Source organism: Oscillospiraceae bacterium NTUH-002-81 (assembly GCA_032620915.1).
In the GTDB taxonomy this organism is placed as follows: domain Bacteria; phylum Bacillota; class Clostridia; order Lachnospirales; family Lachnospiraceae; genus JAGTTR01.
In genome coordinates this window covers 2,886,251-2,904,725 of sequence record CP136052.1, presented here as the reverse complement: position 1 = coordinate 2,904,725, position 18,475 = coordinate 2,886,251, and the positions used below count along the sequence as shown (strand labels likewise).

16 protein-coding genes, 1 pseudogene and 1 riboswitch are annotated in these 18,475 nt (G+C 53.3%); of the genes and pseudogenes, 12 read left to right on the top strand and 5 right to left on the bottom strand.

Going from position 1 to position 18,475, the window contains the following annotated elements:
- Nucleotides 1-13: 13 nt before the first annotated feature.
- From RJD28_14310 to RJD28_14300, 3 genes are all read left to right on the top strand, one after another.
- Nucleotides 14-865: a patatin family protein gene (locus RJD28_14310; protein ID WNV59635.1), complete on the top strand. Its 852-nt coding sequence runs from the start codon at nucleotides 14-16 to the stop codon at nucleotides 863-865.
- A 107-nt stretch (nucleotides 866-972) separates the two neighbouring features.
- Nucleotides 973-1,911 carry an HPr(Ser) kinase/phosphatase gene (gene hprK / locus RJD28_14305; protein WNV57403.1) on the top strand — a complete coding sequence of 313 codons (939 nt, stop codon included), beginning with the start codon at nucleotides 973-975 and terminating at the stop codon, nucleotides 1,909-1,911.
- A gap of 97 nt (nucleotides 1,912-2,008) precedes the next feature.
- On the top strand, nucleotides 2,009-2,950 hold the full coding sequence (locus RJD28_14300) for an ROK family glucokinase (GenBank protein ID WNV59634.1): 942 nt from the start codon (nucleotides 2,009-2,011) through the stop codon (nucleotides 2,948-2,950).
- A gap of 474 nt (nucleotides 2,951-3,424) precedes the next feature.
- Here the strand turns inward: RJD28_14300 and RJD28_14295 are convergent, their stop codons facing one another.
- Nucleotides 3,425-6,145, bottom strand: coding sequence for a transglycosylase domain-containing protein (locus RJD28_14295; GenBank protein ID WNV57402.1), 2,721 nt, complete (start codon nucleotides 6,143-6,145; stop codon nucleotides 3,425-3,427).
- Between the two features lie 358 nt (nucleotides 6,146-6,503).
- On the opposite strand from RJD28_14295, the gene RJD28_14290 reads away from it, so the two are divergent.
- From RJD28_14290 to RJD28_14280, 3 genes and pseudogenes are all read left to right on the top strand, one after another.
- The gene (locus RJD28_14290) at nucleotides 6,504-6,806 is read left to right on the top strand and encodes a DUF6514 family protein (GenBank protein ID WNV57401.1); all 303 of its coding nucleotides are present in this window, start codon (nucleotides 6,504-6,506) and stop codon (nucleotides 6,804-6,806) included.
- Nucleotides 6,807-6,934: 128 nt separating this feature from the next.
- Nucleotides 6,935-7,072, top strand: coding sequence for a hypothetical protein (locus RJD28_14285; GenBank protein WNV57400.1), 138 nt, complete (start codon nucleotides 6,935-6,937; stop codon nucleotides 7,070-7,072).
- Nucleotides 7,073-7,094: 22 nt separating this feature from the next.
- Nucleotides 7,095-7,743, top strand: a pseudogene (locus tag RJD28_14280) (YigZ family protein).
- A 155-nt stretch (nucleotides 7,744-7,898) separates the two neighbouring features.
- Here the strand turns inward: RJD28_14280 and typA are convergent.
- Nucleotides 7,899-9,746, bottom strand: coding sequence for a translational GTPase TypA (gene typA / locus RJD28_14275; GenBank protein ID WNV59633.1), 1,848 nt, complete (start codon nucleotides 9,744-9,746; stop codon nucleotides 7,899-7,901).
- A 196-nt stretch (nucleotides 9,747-9,942) separates the two neighbouring features.
- Between typA and RJD28_14270 the strand changes: the two genes are divergently transcribed.
- From RJD28_14270 to dapB, 4 genes are all read left to right on the top strand, one after another.
- A complete protein-coding gene (locus RJD28_14270; protein WNV57399.1) occupies nucleotides 9,943-10,569 on the top strand; it encodes a single-stranded DNA-binding protein in 627 nt (208 codons plus the stop codon).
- 272 nt (nucleotides 10,570-10,841) lie between these two features.
- A complete protein-coding gene (locus RJD28_14265) occupies nucleotides 10,842-11,357 on the top strand; it encodes a cob(I)yrinic acid a,c-diamide adenosyltransferase (GenBank protein ID WNV57398.1) in 516 nt (171 codons plus the stop codon).
- Between the two features lie 108 nt (nucleotides 11,358-11,465).
- Nucleotides 11,466-11,638, top strand: a riboswitch (Lysine riboswitch).
- A gap of 150 nt (nucleotides 11,639-11,788) precedes the next feature.
- A complete protein-coding gene (dapA, locus tag RJD28_14260) occupies nucleotides 11,789-12,679 on the top strand; it encodes a 4-hydroxy-tetrahydrodipicolinate synthase (protein ID WNV57397.1) in 891 nt (296 codons plus the stop codon).
- Between the two features lie 65 nt (nucleotides 12,680-12,744).
- The gene (gene dapB, locus RJD28_14255; GenBank protein WNV57396.1) at nucleotides 12,745-13,500 is read left to right on the top strand and encodes a 4-hydroxy-tetrahydrodipicolinate reductase; all 756 of its coding nucleotides are present in this window, start codon (nucleotides 12,745-12,747) and stop codon (nucleotides 13,498-13,500) included.
- Between the two features lie 107 nt (nucleotides 13,501-13,607).
- On the opposite strand, the gene RJD28_14250 is transcribed toward dapB, so the two are convergent.
- The 3 genes from RJD28_14250 to RJD28_14240 form a co-directional block, all read right to left on the bottom strand.
- Nucleotides 13,608-15,479, bottom strand: coding sequence for a heavy metal translocating P-type ATPase (locus tag RJD28_14250; protein ID WNV57395.1), 1,872 nt, complete (start codon nucleotides 15,477-15,479; stop codon nucleotides 13,608-13,610).
- Between the two features lie 129 nt (nucleotides 15,480-15,608).
- Entirely contained in the window at nucleotides 15,609-15,830 is a 222-nt protein-coding gene (locus tag RJD28_14245; GenBank protein WNV57394.1) for a cation transporter, read from the bottom strand.
- 72 nt (nucleotides 15,831-15,902) lie between these two features.
- Nucleotides 15,903-16,274 (bottom strand): metalloregulator ArsR/SmtB family transcription factor, encoded by a 372-nt coding sequence (locus RJD28_14240; protein ID WNV57393.1) that lies wholly within the window; start codon nucleotides 16,272-16,274, stop codon nucleotides 15,903-15,905.
- 210 nt (nucleotides 16,275-16,484) lie between these two features.
- Here RJD28_14240 and RJD28_14235 point away from each other — a divergent pair, with 210 nt between their 5' ends.
- Both RJD28_14235 and RJD28_14230 read left to right on the top strand, forming a co-directional pair.
- A complete protein-coding gene (locus RJD28_14235; GenBank protein ID WNV57392.1) occupies nucleotides 16,485-17,762 on the top strand; it encodes a fructose-bisphosphatase class III in 1,278 nt (425 codons plus the stop codon).
- A 44-nt stretch (nucleotides 17,763-17,806) separates the two neighbouring features.
- Complete coding sequence (locus RJD28_14230) at nucleotides 17,807-18,451, top strand: fructose-bisphosphatase class III (GenBank protein WNV57391.1); 645 nt, start codon at nucleotides 17,807-17,809, stop codon at nucleotides 18,449-18,451.
- The last annotated feature ends 24 nt before the right edge of the window (nucleotides 18,452-18,475 follow it).

Genomic DNA, 18,475 nt, shown 5'->3' with positions numbered 1-18,475 from the left:
CACAAGCATGGAACTGAAACGTTGCGCAATGGTACTGGAGGGCGGCGCTGTGAAGGGCATTTTTACCTCCGGGGTACTGGATTATCTGATGAAAAGGGATTTTTATCCGGAGTACGTGGTGGGCGTGTCCGCCGGTGCCTGCAATGCGGTGGATTATGTATCGAAGCAGCCGGGCCGTACCCGGGACTGCTTTATCACCCGGAGGCCGGATGAGCGGTATCTGCGGTTCAGCAACGTGTTCCGCCATCGTCCGGTGTACGACATGGACATGGTGTTTGACCAGTTTCCCAACAAATCCCATCCCTTTGATTTTGATACCTTTTACCGCTCGCCGATGAAATGTGAGATGGTGGTGACCAACTGCCTGACGGGAAAGGCGGAGTATAAGACGCCGGATCCGGACAAAAAGAAGTTCATGGATACGTGTCGGGCGTCCAGCAGCATGCCCTTCGTGTCGCCGCTGGTCATGCTGGATCATGTCCCTTATCTGGATGGCGGCATTGCGGATTCCGTGCCTCTTGCGCGGGCGCAGCAGCTGGGGTATGAGAAGATCGTGGTGGTGCTGACGAAGAACCGGGGTTACCGCAAGGAGCCCAGCCGCATGTTTACGAAAATGGCGGCTTACGAGTACCGGAAATACCCGAAGCTGTGCCAGACCATTGCCAGACGTTATGTGGCCTACAACCGTACCATGGAGCGGCTGGAAAAGCTGGAGGAGGAAGGAAAGATTTTTGTCATCCGGCCGAGAATGAAGGCCATCGGGCGGATGGAGCAGGATCGGAAGAAGCTGGCGGCGTTTTACGTGGACGGCTACCGCCTCATGGGAGAGCAGTACGCGGCCCTGTGCAAATATCTGGAAAAATAGCCAAAAGCCCTTTCCCAACAGAAGAAATTCTGGTAAAATAAATACAGAAGAATGCAGAAAGTGTCCGCATCGTTCGGGCACTTTTTCGTTGTAAAAGGAGAGAGACTATGGCATCGGTAAAGTTATCGAAATTTGTGGAGGCAATGGGCTTTAAGAACCTGACGCCGGACATTGATCTGACCAAGATCCGGCTCACCGTTCCTGATATTAACCGACCGGCACTGCAGCTGACAGGATATTTTGAGCATTTTGATAAGGAAAGAGTGCAGATGGTGGGATATGTGGAGTATACCTATCTGCAGAACATGCCGCTGGAGCGTAAGATCGAGATCTACCGGCAGTATCTTTCCTATGAAGTTCCGTGTACGATCTTCTGCAGCCTGGCAAGCCCGGATCCGGAATTCCTGGAGCTGGCCGTGCAGTTTGGCCGTCCGGTATTTTACACCGATCAGAAGACCTCTTCCGTGATGGCAAAGGTCATCCACTGGCTGAGCATCGAGCTGGCGCCGTGTATTTCCATTCATGGCGTGCTGGTGGACGTATACGGCGAGGGCATCCTTATCATGGGTGAGAGCGGTATCGGTAAGAGCGAGGCGGCGCTGGAGCTCATCAAGCGGGGCCACCGTCTGGTTACCGATGATGTGGTGGAGATCCGCCGGATCAACGAGACAGAGCTCATCGGCACGTCCCCGGAGATCACGAGACATTTCATCGAGCTGCGGGGCATCGGTATCATCGATGTGAAGGCACTGTTCGGTGTGGAGAGCGTAAAAGAGTCCCAGTCCATCGACCTGGTCATCAAGCTGGAGGACTGGAATAAGGATAAAGAATATGACCGTCTGGGCCTGGAGGAGGAGTATACGGAGTTTCTGGGCAACAAGGTGGTCTGCCATTCCCTGCCCATCCGTCCCGGCCGGAACCTGGCCATCATCGTAGAGTCTGCGGCAGTCAACCACAGACAGAAGAAGATGGGTTACAATGCGGCCAAGGAGCTGTACAAGCGGGTACAGGAGAGCCTGGCAAAGCGCAGAGAAGCCGACGACTGATCTGAGAATAGCGGATGACCGGCAATGGCCAGCAGGGTATCATGCATGCCATGTATAGAATAAATGAGATAGAAAAATGGAAGTGAGAGAAAAGACAATGAGCAGATATGTATTTGGAATAGATGTGGGCGGAACGACCGTGAAATGCGGCCTCTTTGACCTGGAGGGCAATGTGCTGGACAAATGGGAGGTGCCCACTCGCAAGAAGGACGGTGGAAAATACATTCTGCCGGATGTGGCCGCCAGTGTGAAGAAGGTCATGGAGCATAAGGGCATAGATGCGGCGGACGTGGAAGGCCTTGGCGTGGGCGTTCCCGGGCCGGTGAACGAGGCCGGGCAGGTGCCTGTGGCAGTCAATATTGGCTGGGGCTTCGTGGACGTGGCAAAGGAGATGCATGCGCTCACCGGCCTGAAGGTGCAGGCGGGCAATGATGCCAACGTGGCTGCCCTGGGAGAGATGTGGAAGGGCGGCGCCAGAGGCTGCCGCAACGTCGTGCTTGCCACGCTGGGAACCGGTGTGGGCGGCGGCATCATCATCGGCGGTAAGGTCATTGCGGGTTCCCACGGCGCCGGTGGAGAGATTGGCCATATCCATGTGGAGGACGCGGAAGAGGAAGTGTGCAACTGCGGCAATAAGGGCTGTCTGGAGCAGATGGCATCGGCTACCGGCATTGTCCGGCTGGCAAGACGGCATCTGGCGGCATCGGATGAGCCGTCCCTGCTGCGGGATAAGAGCAAGAAGCTCTCTGCCAAGCTTGTCTTCGATGCGGTGAAGGAAGGCGACGCGCTGGCCTGTGAGATCGCCGATCAGTTCGGCTGGTATCTGGGCAAAGCCTTCGCGCAGATCGCAGGGGTGGTAGACCCGGAGGTATTCGTGCTGGGCGGCGGCGTATCCAAAGCAGGCCCCATCCTCATTGATTATGTGAGAAAATATTACCTGCAGTATGTATTCCCCACCTGCCGGGAGGCAAACTTTGTACTGGCTCAGCTGGGAAATGATGCGGGTATCTACGGCGCAGCGAAACTGGTGTTAGAATAGCGGGAGAGATCCACAGAAGCAGTGTGGATGACTGTCCGAATGCTGCTGAAAGAATGTTGAAAACTTTAGTATTGTGCAGTTTGAAAGAAATGCCCTGCAAATCGGTCAGGATTTTGTGAAATCCGGTGATTGACTTTGCAGGGCAAATTTTGTATCATAATAGCAAGTTCAGAGGAACAAAGAACTACATAATGAATTAGCCGACAAAGACGTCACTACTCCAGTGGCGTCTTTTTACCTTTTTTGGACAATAGGTCCTATTCTCTCCCTTTTTTTCCGACCAATGACTAGATCGCGAGCAATCGCGACTAGTCGATTGTGGTTGGTATTTTTTTTGCCCAAATTCATCCGCAGCGGGATAGCAAAAGCCCCGGAGATGGGAACGTGAACAGATCTGGCATCTGTCACGAACCCGTTTCCGGGGCTGTTTTTGTCTTTACCTATTCTTTTATAGGTTGGAGAGTTTATCAGTGGCTATCCTTCAGGATTAGCTGCATCCTGTCCGGTGGTATCTGTACCGCCGGTGTCACCTGCGCCGGTATCGGCGGCAGGCTGGTTATTCGGGTTGTTCAGGTCATCCACGGATACGGACGGCACGTCGCCGTTCACATGGATGGGGCACAGACCGGTGGCGATGTCTGCCGGGATCGTGTACGGCGTATCGTCGGTGGTGCCTTCCGCAGGCTCCGGCCGTTTGATATATGCCTGGGTGATCCGCAGCTCCTCCGGACAGAACTGGCTGGCCAGCTGGCCGGACTCTGCACAGATGGATACTCTTACGTGCACATCGCAGTAATCCGTGGGCTCTGTTCCTGTCTCAAAGACCTCGGTTGTCACCATGCTGCCTCTTGGATCGCTGTCACACAGGCCCGCCACGGCTAGTTTGCCGGATTTCTTACAAACCGTTGCCGTGGAAATATTGTCCGGCTTGGTAAAGTCCTTGTTTTCCAGATTTGCATGAACCCGGGACATGACCTTCTTCCACAGGATCTTGTGGAAATTCCGGCTGTTGCTGGGCAGGGATTCGTTGGAATCGTAACCGCTCCACACGCCGCAGGTGTAGTATGGGGAGTAGCCCTCAAACCACACATCGCGGAAATCATTGGATGTTCCGGACTTTCCGGCCAGTGTCATGCCGGAGAAGTTGGCGATGGTACTCGTTCCTCTGGTGAGAACGCCCTTCATCACATCGGTGAGTAGCCATGCGGTTGTCTCCTTGATGGCCCGGTTGGATTCCGGTGTGGTGTTATCCAGGATCACTTCGCCGTCATGGTTGACAACTTTCGTGTAAAATACCGGCGGATTGTATGTGCCGCCGTTGGCGATGGCCGCATAGGCTGCCGTCAGCTCCAGGTTGGTCACACCGTCGGTGAGGCCGCCCAGTGCCATGGACTGGTTGATATCGGTAAATGTCTTGGATACTTTCTGTCCATTTTCCCACACATAGCGGGTTTCATTTTCCACCAGAGAGTCTATGTGGAACCGGTTTTTCGCGTAATCAAATCCCGCCTGGGGGGTGATGGCTGTCAGCACCTTGACCGCCGGAATATTGTAGGAAAATACAATGTTGTCCCGGATGCTGGTCATGCCGTGGTACCGGTCGGAGTTGAAGTTGGTGACCGGCTGACCGCTGGCGTAGGTGTACGGGCAGTCGTCGATGCCGGTGGCTACCGTATAGCCGTAGGCGTCAATGGCCGGTGCGTAGGCACTGATGACCTTGAAGGTGGAACCCGGGGAACGGGTCGTGTTGGTGGCACGGTTCAGCGTCAGGTTTGCGGTCTTGTCGCCGCGGCCGCCCACGATGGCTTTCACATAGCCGGTGGCCTGCTCCATGAGCACCATGGATGTCTGGGGCTGCGGGGTCAGGTCAATGCGCTCGCCCAGCACCTCGTCACCCAGTTCCAGCACGTCGGTCTTGTACTGTTCCACATACTCGTTGGCCTTGTCTGCGGATGCGAACAGCGTGGAGAACGTACCGCCGTCCACACCTTTGACACCCTGGGACTTGAAGTGGCTCACCAGCATTTCAATACTGTGGTTCTCGGTAGTGCCGTCAGCCTTCTTCACCGTCAGGGCGTAGTCCAGGCTCACCTGGGTGCCTGCCGGATAGTTGTCCGGGTTGGAGTATTCCTCATCGGCAATGGCCTGAATGGACGGATCCTGAGTGGTATAAATGCTCAAACCGCCGCTGTACAGCAGGTTGTAAGCCTGGTTGTGGCTGTAACCCAGCTTGTTTTCCAGATCGTTCATGACCTGCTCGATGGTTGCGTCTACAAAATATGTATTGTACGTATCTGCAGTATCTTCTACTTCCTTGTTGACCTCCTGGATCCGGGAGTACACGTCATCAGCCAGTGCTTCCTCGTACTGATCCTGATCGATATATCCCTGTTCCAGCATGTTTTTCAGCACCTGTGCCCGGCGCTCCTGGTTCTTCTCCGGGTTCGTGATGGGGTTCAGGCTGGTGGGGCTCTTGGTGATGCCCGCGATACATGCGGATTCCGACAGCGTCAGCTCGGAAACGGGCTTGCCGAAATAGCGGTAGGATGCCGCCTGTACACCCAGGGTATTCTGTCCCAGGTTGATGGTGTTCAGATAATTTTCCAGGATCTGCTTCTTGTCCATGACCTTCTCCAGCTGCAGGGCAAGGTACTGCTCCTGGATCTTTCGCTGGATCTTGTCCACGAAGCCTTTCTCCTCCACCCAGGTCGTGAAAACGTTATTCTTCAGAAGCTGCTGGGTGATGGTGCTGGCTCCCTCTTTAAATTTGAAGCCCCGGGCAATGCCCCTGACAGCCGCACGCAGGATACCCTGCGGGTCGATCCCGTGGTGCTGGTAAAAACGCTCATCCTCGATGGCGACAAAAGCGTGCTGCAGATCCTCGGGGATGTCGTCGATCTTGACATACACCCGGTTCGCGCTGGACGCCACCAGGGAGGAAATCTGGTTTCCTTCTGAATCATAGATGAAAGATTTATAAGATTCCGGAGATACATTGATATTGGTGATATCCGGTGCTGCATCTATAATTCCTTTAATGACACCGACGCCGGCGCATGTGCCGAGAACGACAATCGCCAGCAGGCAGATGATAAATCCTTTGAAGAAAACGACGCTGAGCTTCTTTCCCATCTTGCGGGATTTGCTGTTCAGTGCCTTCTGTTTGGCAGAGGTACTCTTTTTTCCATAATTCATGAAATTGCCTCCTTTATCCCGTTATTATATCAAATTGCAATAATGAATACAATCAGCTTCATATTTTTTTAAGATAAGTTCAGTCATTCGTTGCCGGGGAAAGATCTTGTGCTTGCACAGAGATCTGGACGCGGGAACGAATGAGCGGAGCGCCGGGTAATGAGCAGAAGGAGCTGCAAGGCAGCGGGAAGCGTGGTTACACGCGATTCTGCGAATGGCGCGGGCTGTGAATGTTATTGTTATGCGGTCAGAAATGTAGTCATTCTCTCACAAGCATCTGCATATATTAGAAATATATACATGATTTCCTATCGTAATTTACAGGGACATGCTATAATAACGGAAAGGAATGACAAACATGGATGCATGGATATACCGCGGCGGACAGACCGTCTGGGACGATGAACACCGGCCCATCCGCCTGGAATATTATCTGCAAAGAGAAGTCCGGGACGTGCGCACCGGAACGTGTATCTACGGGATCCGGGTGGAACAGTACCGGGAAATCGGCGGGCGGACAAGCTACGAGGAGGAGACAGCGCCGGCCCTGTCCTATTCCGGCCGCCAGGTGGCCGGGCTCATTGAAAAGCTGCGGCGGCTGTCCGTGACGCCCACGGGGCTGCTGGAGGCCGTGGATGATGAGGTGGGGGAGTGGGTGTGAAGTGCGTTCGAGCACGAGCATTCCGCCCTGCCCCGTTGATTTTCTGCGTTTTGCTGCGCCGCCGATGGCTGAACGATTGCGCAAACTCGCCTGAGAACAGGCTCGGACAAGCGCAACCGGCCAGCGCTATGCTCGCAAAACTGGAAAATCTGCCGACGGCCAGAGGGGAGAATCGGCGCGGCAGGAACCCGGTGGAGGAGTGGAAGCGTTTTGCTGCGCTGCGGGGAAAATTTGGAAAAAGAAAGAGAGACTGGAGCAATGGCTGAAAATACAAAGGATAGCTTTCTGATGACGCTGGAGGGCGGGGAAGGGGAGATCGTGGAGAAAAAGTCCCGATTTATCGCCACGGTTCGCCCGGTGGCGTCGGAGGAGGAAGCACTGGCTTTTATTGAGGAGATGAAGAAGAAGTACTGGGACGCGCGCCACAACTGCTCGGCGTTTGTGATCGGCCGCAATCAGGAGCTGATGCGGTTTTCGGATGACGGGGAGCCCCAGGGGGACGGCGGGAAAGCCGATGCTGGATGTGCTGCTGGGGGCAGGATTACATAACACGGCAGTGGTGGTGACCCGGTATTTCGGCGGCACGCTGCTGGGCACGGGCGGCCTTGTCCGGGCGTATTCCGGGGCGGTGCAGGAGGGACTGCGTCATGCGGTGACGGCGGAGCAGTGCTATGGCATCCGGCTGTCCATTGAGACGGACTATAACGGCATCGGCAAGATCCAGTACATCCTCGGGCAGCGGGGCATTGCCACTCTGTCTTCGGAATACACAGACAAGGTGATGCTGGAAGTGCTGGTTCCGGCAGCGCAGCAGGGAGAACTGACGGCAGCGCTGACGGAGGGCACCAACGGACGGGCGGTGCTGACGCCAGGGGATCCGTGCTGGTACCTTATGGTGGATGGAGAACTGCTGCCGGATCGGATCATGCCGACGTAGACAATCAATTCCCGGCCCACGTTGGGGCTTTGCATTTTTGGAAAATCTTGTATGAGAAAAATATCGGCCTTCTATGATGCGCAAAAAGGAGATCCCTGCGAAGGATCTCCTTTTTACACGCCCGAAAGCATATTTTTATTAAAATTTTGTTCTGTTTACTGCACCGGTTTTTTATTGATGGATGCACGTTTTCTTAAAGTCGGATCCAGGATTTTCTTGCGCAGACGCAGGCTCTTGGGGGTAACCTCCAGAAGCTCGTCGGTGTCGATGAATTCCAGGGACTGCTCCAGACTTAAGATCCGGGGCGGTGTCAGGGTCAGGGCATCGTCGGAACCCGAAGCACGGGTGTTGGTCAGATGTTTGCGCTTGCAGACGTTGACCTCGATATCGTCGGATTTACCGTTCTGGCCGATGATCATACCGGCATATACCTTCTCGCCGGGGCCGATGAACAGGGTGCCGCGCTCCTGTGCCACGAACAGGCCGTAGGTAACCGCCTCGCCGCTCTCGAAAGCGATGAGGGAACCCTGCTTGCGGTACTGGATGTCTCCCTTATACGGGCCGTACTCATTGAAAATCGTGTTAATGATACCATTTCCTTTGGTGTCTGTCATGAACTCACCGCGGTAGCCGATGAGGCCGCGGGCGGGAATGGAGAACTCCAGACGGGTGTAGCCGCCGGAAGCAGCGCCCATATTCAGCAGCTCGCCTTTTCTTTGGCTTAACTTGTCAATAACGGTACCGGTAAATTCCTCCGGTACGTCGATGTAAGCCAGCTCCATGGGCTCTAAGAGTTTGCCGTTCTCGTCGCGGTGGTACAGCACCTCAGCCTTGCTGACAGCGAACTCATAGCCTTCCCGGCGCATGTTCTCGATGAGGACGGACAGATGCAGCTCGCCACGGCCGGACACCTTGAAGCTGTCCATGTTGTCTGTCTCTTCCACACGCAGGCTGACATCGGTGTTCAGCTCTCGGAACAGACGCTCGCGCAGATGACGGGAGGTGATGAACTTTCCTTCCTGTCCTGCCAGCGGGCTGTCGTTGACAAGGAACTGCATGGCAATGGTAGGCTCGGAAATCTTCTGGAACGGGATGGCTACCGGGTTATCTGCGGAGCAGATCGTATCGCCGATGTGGATATCTGCAATACCGGAAATGGCTACGATGGAGCCGATGCCGGCAGATTTCACTTCTACTTTGTTCAGACCGTCGAACTCGTACAGCTTGCTGATCTTGACGCGCTGTTTTTTGTCCGGGTCGTGATGGTTTACCAGTACGGCGTCCATGTTGACACGGATTTCGCCGTTGTCCACTTTGCCGACACCGATACGGCCCACATATTCGTTGTAGTCGATGGTGCTGATGAGCACCTGTGTGCTTGCCTCCGGATCTCCTTCGGGAGCCGGGATGTAGTCCAGGATCGTCTCAAACAGGGGAACCATGTTTTCCGGCTTGTCGTTTAAGTCGCGCACAGCATAGCCTGCTTTTGCAGATGCGTATACGAAGGGGCAGTCCAGCTGCTCGTCGGAAGCGTCCAGATCCATGAAAAGCTCCAGCACTTCGTCGATGACAGCCTCCGGTCTTGCCTCCGGCCGATCAATCTTGTTGATGCAGACAATAACCGGCAGATCCAGCTCCAGCGCTTTTCGCAGAACGAATTTGGTCTGAGGCATGGGGCCCTCAAATGCGTCAACAACGAGGACAACGCCGTTGACCATCTTCAGCACACGCTCTACCTCGCCGCCGAAGTCTGCGTGCCCGGGGGTGTCAATGATGTTGATCTTGGTGTTCTTATAATATACGGCAGTATTCTTGGAAAGAATGGTGATGCCGCGCTCACGCTCAATGTCGTTGGAATCCATCACGCGCTCCGCCACTTCCTGATTCTCACGGAATACGCCGCTCTGTTTTAACAGTTCATCTACGAGTGTCGTCTTGCCGTGGTCAACGTGTGCGATGATGGCAATATTTCTGATATCTTCTCTTTTTTGTCCGCATGGGATTTATACACCTTTCTTTGTATCCGTTTCGGATTTCGTAACTGAATTTAAAGTCGTCTCAACTGTACAGTTTATCACATGTTGACGAGATTACAAGTTTTTTTTCACATTCCGGTTCTAAAATGAGGGAAAACGAAATACATATAGTATTACACAAAATTACAAAACGAGACTTCGTTACAGGAAGGGAGAACAACAGATGGTAGATCAGGTAATTGAAAACAATCAGGTAATTATGGCGGGGGAAATCGTGTCTGAGTTCGTGTTCAGCCATGAGGTGTTCGGGGAAGGCTTTTATATGCTGGAGATCAGTGTCCGGCGGCTGAGCAATTCCTATGATGTGATTCCGCTCATGATATCGGAACGGCTCATCGATGTCACCCAGGATTACCGGGGAGAAACGATCGCGGTGTCCGGGCAGTTCCGCTCCTATAACCGGCATGAGGAAAAGAAAAATCGGCTGGTGTTGTCTGTATTTGTGCGGGAGCTGGAATTTGTGGAGGAAGAACCGGAAAGTTCCCGGACGAATCAGATTTTTCTGGAAGGCTACATATGTAAGATGCCGGTATACCGGAAAACACCGCTGGGGCGGGAGATCGCGGATCTTCTCGTGGCGGTAAACCGCCCTTATGGAAAATCAGATTATATCCCGTGTATTTGCTGGGGCAGAAATGCCAGATATGCCTCCGGCTTTGAGGTGGGAGCCCATATTCAGCTGTGGGGGCGGATCCAGAGCCGGGAGTATACGAAAAAAATCAGCGAGGAGGAGATCGAGCGGCGGATCGCCTACGAGGTGTCCGTGAGCAAGCTTGAGTTTATTGAGTAATTTTCGTTACAGTTCACTTGTATGTTCTTGTGGACAGATTCCATGCTTGCATGAAAATCTGGCTACATGAACATGCGAAGGGAGCGCCTCGTAATGAGCAAAAATGAGCTGCAAAGCAGCGGAAAGCATCGAAGATGCGATTTTGCGAATGGCGCGTGTGAACTGTAATTAACTTTCCTATGCACAGCATATTGAATTGCAGGATGGGTTATGGTACTATAATCAAATATCATTAAAAAAATATGGATTTTGTTTTGACCCAGAGGTGCATGATGAAAAATGGAATTATAAAAGTATACTACGGGGACGGCAAGGGAAAGACAACAGCGGCCATCGGCCAGGGAATCATGGCGGCCAGCGAGGAGCGCTCGGTGATCATCATCCAGTTTCTGAAAAGCCGGAACCGGGAGGAAATGAGCTTTATCAGTCGTTTGGAGCCGGAGATCAAGCTGTTCCGTTTTGAAAAATCTGACGCCTGCTTTGCAGATCTGACGCCGGAGCAGAAGGCAGATGAGAAGGCCAATTTGCGGAACGGCATGAATTTTGCCAGGAAGGTACTTTCTACCGGGGAGTGCAATGTGTTGATCCTGGATGAGGTGCTGGGCCTGCTGGACAACGGCATCATCACTGTGGAAGACCTGACTCAGCTGCGGGAGGTGGCCGGGGAGACCGAGCTGATCTTCACCGGGCAGAAGGCTTCTGACGAGGTGCTTGGGATCGCTGATGAGGCTTATCGTCTGGAAACCGTGAAGGATGCGGTGGGTGAATCGAAGGTGAAAGATGTATAGCGGTTTTTCGGATGGCGCAGGAGAACAGTAACGCTTTCTGATATTGCTTTGGTGCCTGTTTTGGGGCTTGACACGGACATAAAGGCCATGTATAGTAAAATATAGACATACTTTGGTAGAGGTTGCGTTTGACATCAGTACATAACCGGATGCCGCGGAGGCAGATGATGATTATGGAAAGGGGAGGACGCCGAAGGAGCAGAGCAGCCGACGACTGTGTTCCTGGGCATACGGTGAAGAATCGTATGACTGTCATCGCAAGATGGGGCGCTATCGAAAGGAAGAGAGAATTCCTGAAGTTTATGGGGCGCCGTTTCTGCGGCGCCTTTTTTTGACGCACAGGGGCAGCCCTGATCCGGCTGGACAGGAGAACGGCTGAACTTGTGCGGCAAAGGACTGTATACGAAATATATAAAGGGAGGTATTTGAATATGGCAATTTTTACAGGATCAGGTGTGGCGATTGTAACACCTTTTCATGAAAACGGAGAAGTGAATTATGAGATGCTGGGAGAACTGATCGAATTCCAGATCGCACACAAAACCGATGCGATCATCATTTGCGGAACGACAGGTGAGGCTTCTACGATGAGCCACGAGGAGCATCTGGAATGTATCCGTTATGCGGTGGAGAAGACCGCAGGCAGAATTCCGGTCATTGCGGGCACCGGATCCAACTGCACAGAGACAGCCGTTTATCTTTCTCAGAAAGCGGAAACATACGGGGCGGACGGCCTGCTGGTGGTGACGCCTTACTATAATAAAGCAACCCAGAAGGGCCTGATCCGTCATTTCACGACCGTGGCGAACGCAGTGTCTCTTCCAATCGTTTTATATAATGTGCCGGGCAGAACGGGCTGCAACATTTTGCCGGAGACGGCGGCAGCTCTGTGTGAGAATGTGCAAAACATTGTGGCTATCAAGGAAGCTTCCGGCAACATCGGGCAGGTGGCAAGACTGGCCGCGCTGACGAAGGGCAGGATGGACATCTATTCCGGAAACGATGATCAGGTGGTGCCGGTTCTGTCCCTGGGCGGCAAAGGCGTCATTTCCGTGCTGGCAAACATTGCACCGGAGTGTGTGCATGATATGGTGGCAAGCTATCTGGACGGCGATCCGCAGAAGAGCCTGGAGATCCAGCTGGGCGCGCTGCCACTCATTGAGCAGCTGTTCAGTGAGGTAAATCCGATCCCGGTGAAAAAGGCCGTGAGCCTGATGGGCTATGAGGCTGGCCCGCTGCGCATGCCGCTGACGGAGATGGAGCCGGAGCACGCACAGAAGCTGGGAGAAGCCATGGAGACCTTCGGTATTTCCCTCGTTTGAAAGGACGAGGCGCTGCTGGGACTGTAGAGATACAGACCCGGCGAGCCCTCAGAAAGGATAAAAAAATGGTAAAAGCGATCATGCATGGCTGCAGCGGGAAAATGGGACAGGTGATCACCGGTCTCGTTGCAGAGGATCAGGAAATAGAAATTGTCGCAGGGGTGGATCCGTATCCCCGGGAAGGGGCGCCCTACCCGGTATACGAAAGTCTGGATGCCTGCGATGTGGAAGCGGATGTGATCATTGATTTCAGCAATGCGGCAGCAGTGGACAGCCTGCTGGAATACAGTGTCCGGCGGCAGATTCCGGCGGTGGTGTGCACAACCGGACTCTCCGAAGAGCAGAAAGCACACATCTATGCAGCAGCAGAGCAGGTAGGCATCGTCTATTCTGCCAACATGTCTCTGGGCATCAATCTGCTCATGAAGATGGTGCGGGAGGCTGCCCGGGTGTTGGCAGATGCCGGATTCGATATTGAGATCGTGGAAAGACATCACAATCAGAAGGTAGATGCGCCAAGCGGAACAGCGCTGGCTTTGGCAGACAGTATCAATCATGCGCTGGACGATGCGTACAGCTATACCTATGACCGCAGTCAGGAGCGGAAGAAACGGGAAAAGACAGAGATCGGTATTTCTGCCGTGCGCGGCGGCACCATCGTGGGAGAGCATGAGGTGGTTTTTGCGGGTACCGATGAAGTCATTGAGTTTAATCACCGGGCATATTCCAAGAGTATTTTCGGAAAGGGAGCCGTACAGGCGGCCAAGTTCCTGGCAGGAAAACCACAGGGACTGTACACCATGGCGGATGTCATCGGGTAAAAAAATTCGGCATATTATGAAAACAGAGAGCTGTGAACCCTTCCTGGGATTTCACAGCTCTCTCTGCTATGGTCGGCCTTCTCTGTCAGGAGAGGGCTTGCTTCATCTTACTCTGTCTTTAACGCCCGCATGGAGTTGAGGATAGCGATAACGGATACACCTACATCTGCGAACACGGCTTCCCACATGTTGGCCATGCCCAGGGCGCCGAGGATGAGCACCAGTGCCTTGACGGCCAGGGCGAAGACGATGTTCTGGTGAACGATGGTCAGCGTCTTGCGGGAGATGCGTACGACGGAAGCGATCTTGCGGATGTCATCATCCATCAGCACCACGTCGGCAGCCTCGATGGCAGCGTCGGAACCCATGCTTCCCATGGCAATGCCGATATCAGCCCGGGACAGTACCGGCGCATCGTTGATGCCGTCGCCCACGAAAGCGAGCCGTTCTTTTTCCGTTTCTTTGGACAGAAGGGCTTCCACCTGGCTGACCTTATCCTGGGGCAGCAGCTCTGCGTGTACCTCGTCGATGTCCAGCTCTTTTGCCACCAGCTCGGCAGCTTCTTTTCGGTCACCGGTGAGCATGACGCATTTCTTTACGCCGACTGCCTTCATGCCGCGAATGGCTTCTTTTGCACCGTCCTTGATGGTGTCGGAGATGACGATGGCGCCGGCGTATTTGCCTTCACACGCCACATAGATCACGGTGCCGATGCTTTCGCAGGCAGCCGGGGTGATGTTCTGGGCACGCATGAGCTTCTCGTTGCCGATGAATACTTCCTGCCCGTCGATCTGTACCTGAATGCCGTGACCGGCTACCTCTTTGGCGTCATTGACCCGGTTCATATCCAGCGGCTGTCCATACGCCTCCCGGATAGAGGCGGCGATTGGATGGGTGGAGTAGCCCTCACCCAGTGCAGCCAGGTTCAGAAGCGTTTCTTTCGTAAAACCTTCCGCAGGGAGGATTTCTGTTACCTTGAATTCGCCTTTGGTCAGGGTGCCGGTCTTGTCGAAGACCATCGTATCCATCTGGGCCAGTGCTTCCAGATAGTTGCTGCCCTTGACGAGAACGCCCAGCTTGGAGGCAGCGCCGATGCCGCCGAAGAAGCCCAGCGGAACGGAGATGACCAGCGCACACGGACAGGAAATAACGAGGAAGATGCAGGCTCTCTGGATCCAGTCACTCCAGCCGCCTCCCAAAACAAGGGGAGGAACGATGGCCAGAATCACAGCGGCGATGGTGACAACCGGGGTGTAATATTTGGCAAACCGGGTGATAAAGTTTTCTACATGTGCCTTTTTGCTGCTGGCGTTTTCCACCAGCTCCAGGATCTTGGAAACGGTGGAATCGTCGAATTCCTTCGTGGTGCGTACTTTCAGCGTACCGTTGCCGTTGACACAGCCGCTGATGATCTCGTCGCCCACAGCTGCTTTGCGGGGAACAGATTCTCCGGTGAGGGCAGCGGTATCAATGAGGGACTCGCCCTCCACTACTACGCCGTCCAGCGGGATGCGCTCGCCGGGTTTGATGATGATGATGGTGCCGATCTCCACATCATCGGGATCTACCTGTTTCAGTTCTCCGTCTTCTTCAATGTTGGCATATTCCGGACAGATGTCCATCATAGCGGCGATGGACTGGCGGGATTTTCCGACAGCATATCCCTGGAACAGCTCGCCGATCTGATAGAACAGCATGACGGCCACGGCCTCGGAATATTCCCGGACACCCAGAGCGCCGAAGGTGGCGATCATCATCAGGAAATTTTCATCAAAAACCTGACCGTGGCTGATGTTGCGGATGGCTTTCCAGACGATATCGTAGCCGATGATGAGATAGGGTACCAGATAAATGAGGAAGAGCAGAACGCTGCCCTCCAGGCTTTCTAGGTTGCCGGTGTGTTCGGCGGCGAACAAAACCGCAAAAATCACAAATGTTACGATAATACGGACAAGCATTTTCTTTTGCTTCTCTGTCATGATACATACTCCTTTCTTTTTCGAAATCAAAACCGGTCCGCCGGACCAGTGGATGATATGCATGATAAGAACAGGAAAGCCCGGGCACAGACGATCTGGACACCGGGCTTTGCAGATGGGGAGAGGATCCTACAGGAGAATCTTGCAGTCAGGCTCCACCTTGGCGCAGACAGAAACAACCTGCTTCATGATGTCGTCGAAAGCTGCGTCGTCAGCGGTCTCAACGGTCATTTTCTGGGTCATAAATGATACGGATGCGTCATTGACACCGGGGATTTTCTTGATAGCCTCTTCCATTTTTGCTGCGCAGTTTGCACAGTCCAGATCCTGCAGTTTGAATTTCTTTTTCATAGTATCTGCTTCCTTTCTTTCTTGCATTTTTTAAAATACTGAGTGGAAATATTTTCCCTCGATTGTATCGATTTACTCCTCGATATGCTCACGGCCCTGCCCGATGATCGTGCGGACATGATCGTCAGCCAGCGAGTAGAAGACCGATTTGCCTTCCCGCCTGCTGGTCACCAGCTTGGAATGCTTGAGGATCTTGAGCTGATGGGAAATCGCGGACTGGGTCATGCCGAGGATCTGTGCCAGATCGCACACGCACACCTCTGCTTCAAACAGAACAAAGAGGATGCGGATCCTGGTGGAGTCGCCGAACACCTTGAAAAGCTCTGCCAGATCATAAAGCTCTTCCTCTGCGGGCATCTGCTCATTCACCGTCTTCAGGACATCGGGGTGCACCTGAAAGCATTCACAGCAATCTAATTCGTTTTCTTTCTTATCGTCTGCCAAATTTCTCACCTGCCTTTGCTGAACAATCAGTAAAACGATTGAACAACTGTTCATATGTTAATAATATCACGCTTTCTGAAAATGTCAATAGAAAAGTTGGAAAAAAATGACCAATAAATGAGAAAAAACATGGCACGTCGGATATCTTGTACCGGAAAAGAAATTATATTATAATAGAAAAAACACCGTTTTTGGGAGGATTTTATAATCATGGAGGAGTTGGAACTGAAGTATCTGAAAGGGCTGGCAAAACAGTACCCTACGATCGCACAGGCATCGACGGAGATCATCAATCTGCAGTCCATTTTGAACCTGCCGAAGGGGACGGAGCATTTCCTGTCGGATGTGCACGGCGAGTATGAACAGTTTAAGCACGTACTGAAGAACGGTTCGGGATCGATCCGCCGCAAGATCGACGATGAATTCGGCAACACGTTAAGTATCCGGGACAAGAAGAGTCTGGCGACGCTGATTTATTATCCGCACCGGAAGATGGAACGGATCCTGAAAGAGGAGACGAATCTGGACGACTGGTACAAGATCACGCTGCACCGGCTCATTCAGATCTGTAAGCGGGTATCTTCCAAATATACGCGTTCCAAGGTGCGGAAAGCTCTGCCCAAGGATTTCGCTTATATTATAGAAGAGCTGATCACGGAGAAGGAGGAAATCTCCGACAAAGAGGCATATTATAACGAGATCATCAACACGATCATCCGCATTGACCGGGCGCCGGAGTTCATTGTGGCGCTCTGCACGCTCATTCAGCGGCTGGTGGTAGATCATCTGCACATCGTCGGCGATATTTTTGACCGTGGCCCCGGCGCGGCGCAGATCATGGACATTCTCATGAACTATCATTCTGTGGATATCCAGTGGGGCAATCATGATGTGCTGTGGATGGGCGCAGCGGCAGGACAGCTGGCCTGCATTGCCAACGTCATCCGTATCAGCGCCAAGTACGGCAACCTGGATACCATTGAGGACGATTACGGCATCAACCTGATCCCGCTGGCAACGCTGGCACTGCATACATACAAGGATGACCCGTGCAGCTGTTTTAACATTTCCTATCGTACCGACCAGTCAGATGTGCGAAATATGGAGCTTGACCGGCTTATGCACAAGGCCATCACCGTCATCCAGTTCAAGCTGGAGGGGCAGATTATCAAGGCGCGGCCGGAGTTCGGCATGGAGAGCCGTCTACTGCTGGATAAGATTGATTATGAGACACAGACCATTACCATTGAGGGCAAGCAGTACAAGCTGGATGACTGTCATTTCCCGACGGTGGATCCCAAGGATCCCTATGCGCTGTCACCGGAGGAAGCCCGGGTGATGGATAAGCTGCGCACCGCGTTCCTTCGCTGTGACCGTCTGCAGCAGCACATCCGTTTTCTGCTGCTGAAGGGCAGCCTGTATAAAGTATACAATTCCAACCTGCTTTATCACGGATGCATTCCTTTCGATGAAAAAGGGGAACTTTAAGAAGGTCAATATTTTCGGCCAGGAATACAGCGGCAAAGCCCTTTATGACATTCTGGAGGTTTATGCCAGAAGAGGGATACAACGCGCCGGAGGGAAGCAAGGAGCGTAAAGACGGACAGGATATGCTCTGGTTCATCTGGTCCAACGAGAATTCCCCGGTGTACGGCAAGGCCAAGATGGCCACCTTTGAGCGGTATTTCATCCGGGATGAGAAGCTGCGCAAGGAGCAGAAGAACATTTATTATCAGCTCATCGAGAAAGAGGAAGTGTTGAACCGGATCCTGGAGGAGTTCGGCCTGCCGACACAGGGCTCGCACATCATCAACGGCCACATGCCGGTGCAGCTGCTGAAAGGGCAGAAGCCGGTGTACTGTGACGGCAAGCTGCTGATCATCGACGGCGGTTTTGCCAAGGCGTACCAGAAGGAGACCGGCATTGCGGGCTATACCCTTGTTTACAATTCCTACGGTCTGCGGCTCGTTGCCCATGAACCCTTCGAGTCCACCGAGGCAGCCATCGAAAAAGAGAGCGATATTCATTCTGAGACGACCATCGTGGAGCAGGTACTGCGCCGCAGAAGCGTGGGAGACACCGATGTGGGCCGGGATCTGAAGAGTCAGATCGCCGATCTGGAGAAGCTGCTGCAGGCATACCGCGACGGCACGATTTTGGAGACGGGGATGATTTAAGTATATAAAAAATAAAAACGGGGC

Bases quoted from the DNA above. Each gene is read 5' to 3' on its own strand.
- RJD28_14285 (WNV57400.1), top strand. From the start codon at position 6,935: ATGCTCGCAAAACTGGAAAATCTGCCGACGGCCAGAGGGGAGAATCGG.
- RJD28_14250 (WNV57395.1), bottom strand. From the start codon at position 15,479: ATGACAGAGAAGCAAAAGAAAATGCTTGTCCGTATTATCGTAACATTT.
- RJD28_14265 (WNV57398.1), top strand. From the start codon at position 10,842: ATGAAAAATGGAATTATAAAAGTATACTACGGGGACGGCAAGGGAAAG.
- RJD28_14270 (WNV57399.1), top strand. From the start codon at position 9,943: ATGGTAGATCAGGTAATTGAAAACAATCAGGTAATTATGGCGGGGGAA.
- RJD28_14290 (WNV57401.1), top strand. From the start codon at position 6,504: ATGGATGCATGGATATACCGCGGCGGACAGACCGTCTGGGACGATGAA.
- RJD28_14230 (WNV57391.1), top strand. From the start codon at position 17,807: ATGACATTCTGGAGGTTTATGCCAGAAGAGGGATACAACGCGCCGGAG.
- RJD28_14235 (WNV57392.1), top strand. From the start codon at position 16,485: ATGGAGGAGTTGGAACTGAAGTATCTGAAAGGGCTGGCAAAACAGTAC.
- hprK (WNV57403.1), top strand. From the start codon at position 973: ATGGCATCGGTAAAGTTATCGAAATTTGTGGAGGCAATGGGCTTTAAG.
- RJD28_14300 (WNV59634.1), top strand. From the start codon at position 2,009: ATGAGCAGATATGTATTTGGAATAGATGTGGGCGGAACGACCGTGAAA.
- RJD28_14245 (WNV57394.1), bottom strand. From the start codon at position 15,830: ATGAAAAAGAAATTCAAACTGCAGGATCTGGACTGTGCAAACTGCGCA.
- RJD28_14295 (WNV57402.1), bottom strand. From the start codon at position 6,145: ATGAATTATGGAAAAAAGAGTACCTCTGCCAAACAGAAGGCACTGAAC.
- dapA (WNV57397.1), top strand. From the start codon at position 11,789: ATGGCAATTTTTACAGGATCAGGTGTGGCGATTGTAACACCTTTTCAT.
- dapB (WNV57396.1), top strand. From the start codon at position 12,745: ATGGTAAAAGCGATCATGCATGGCTGCAGCGGGAAAATGGGACAGGTG.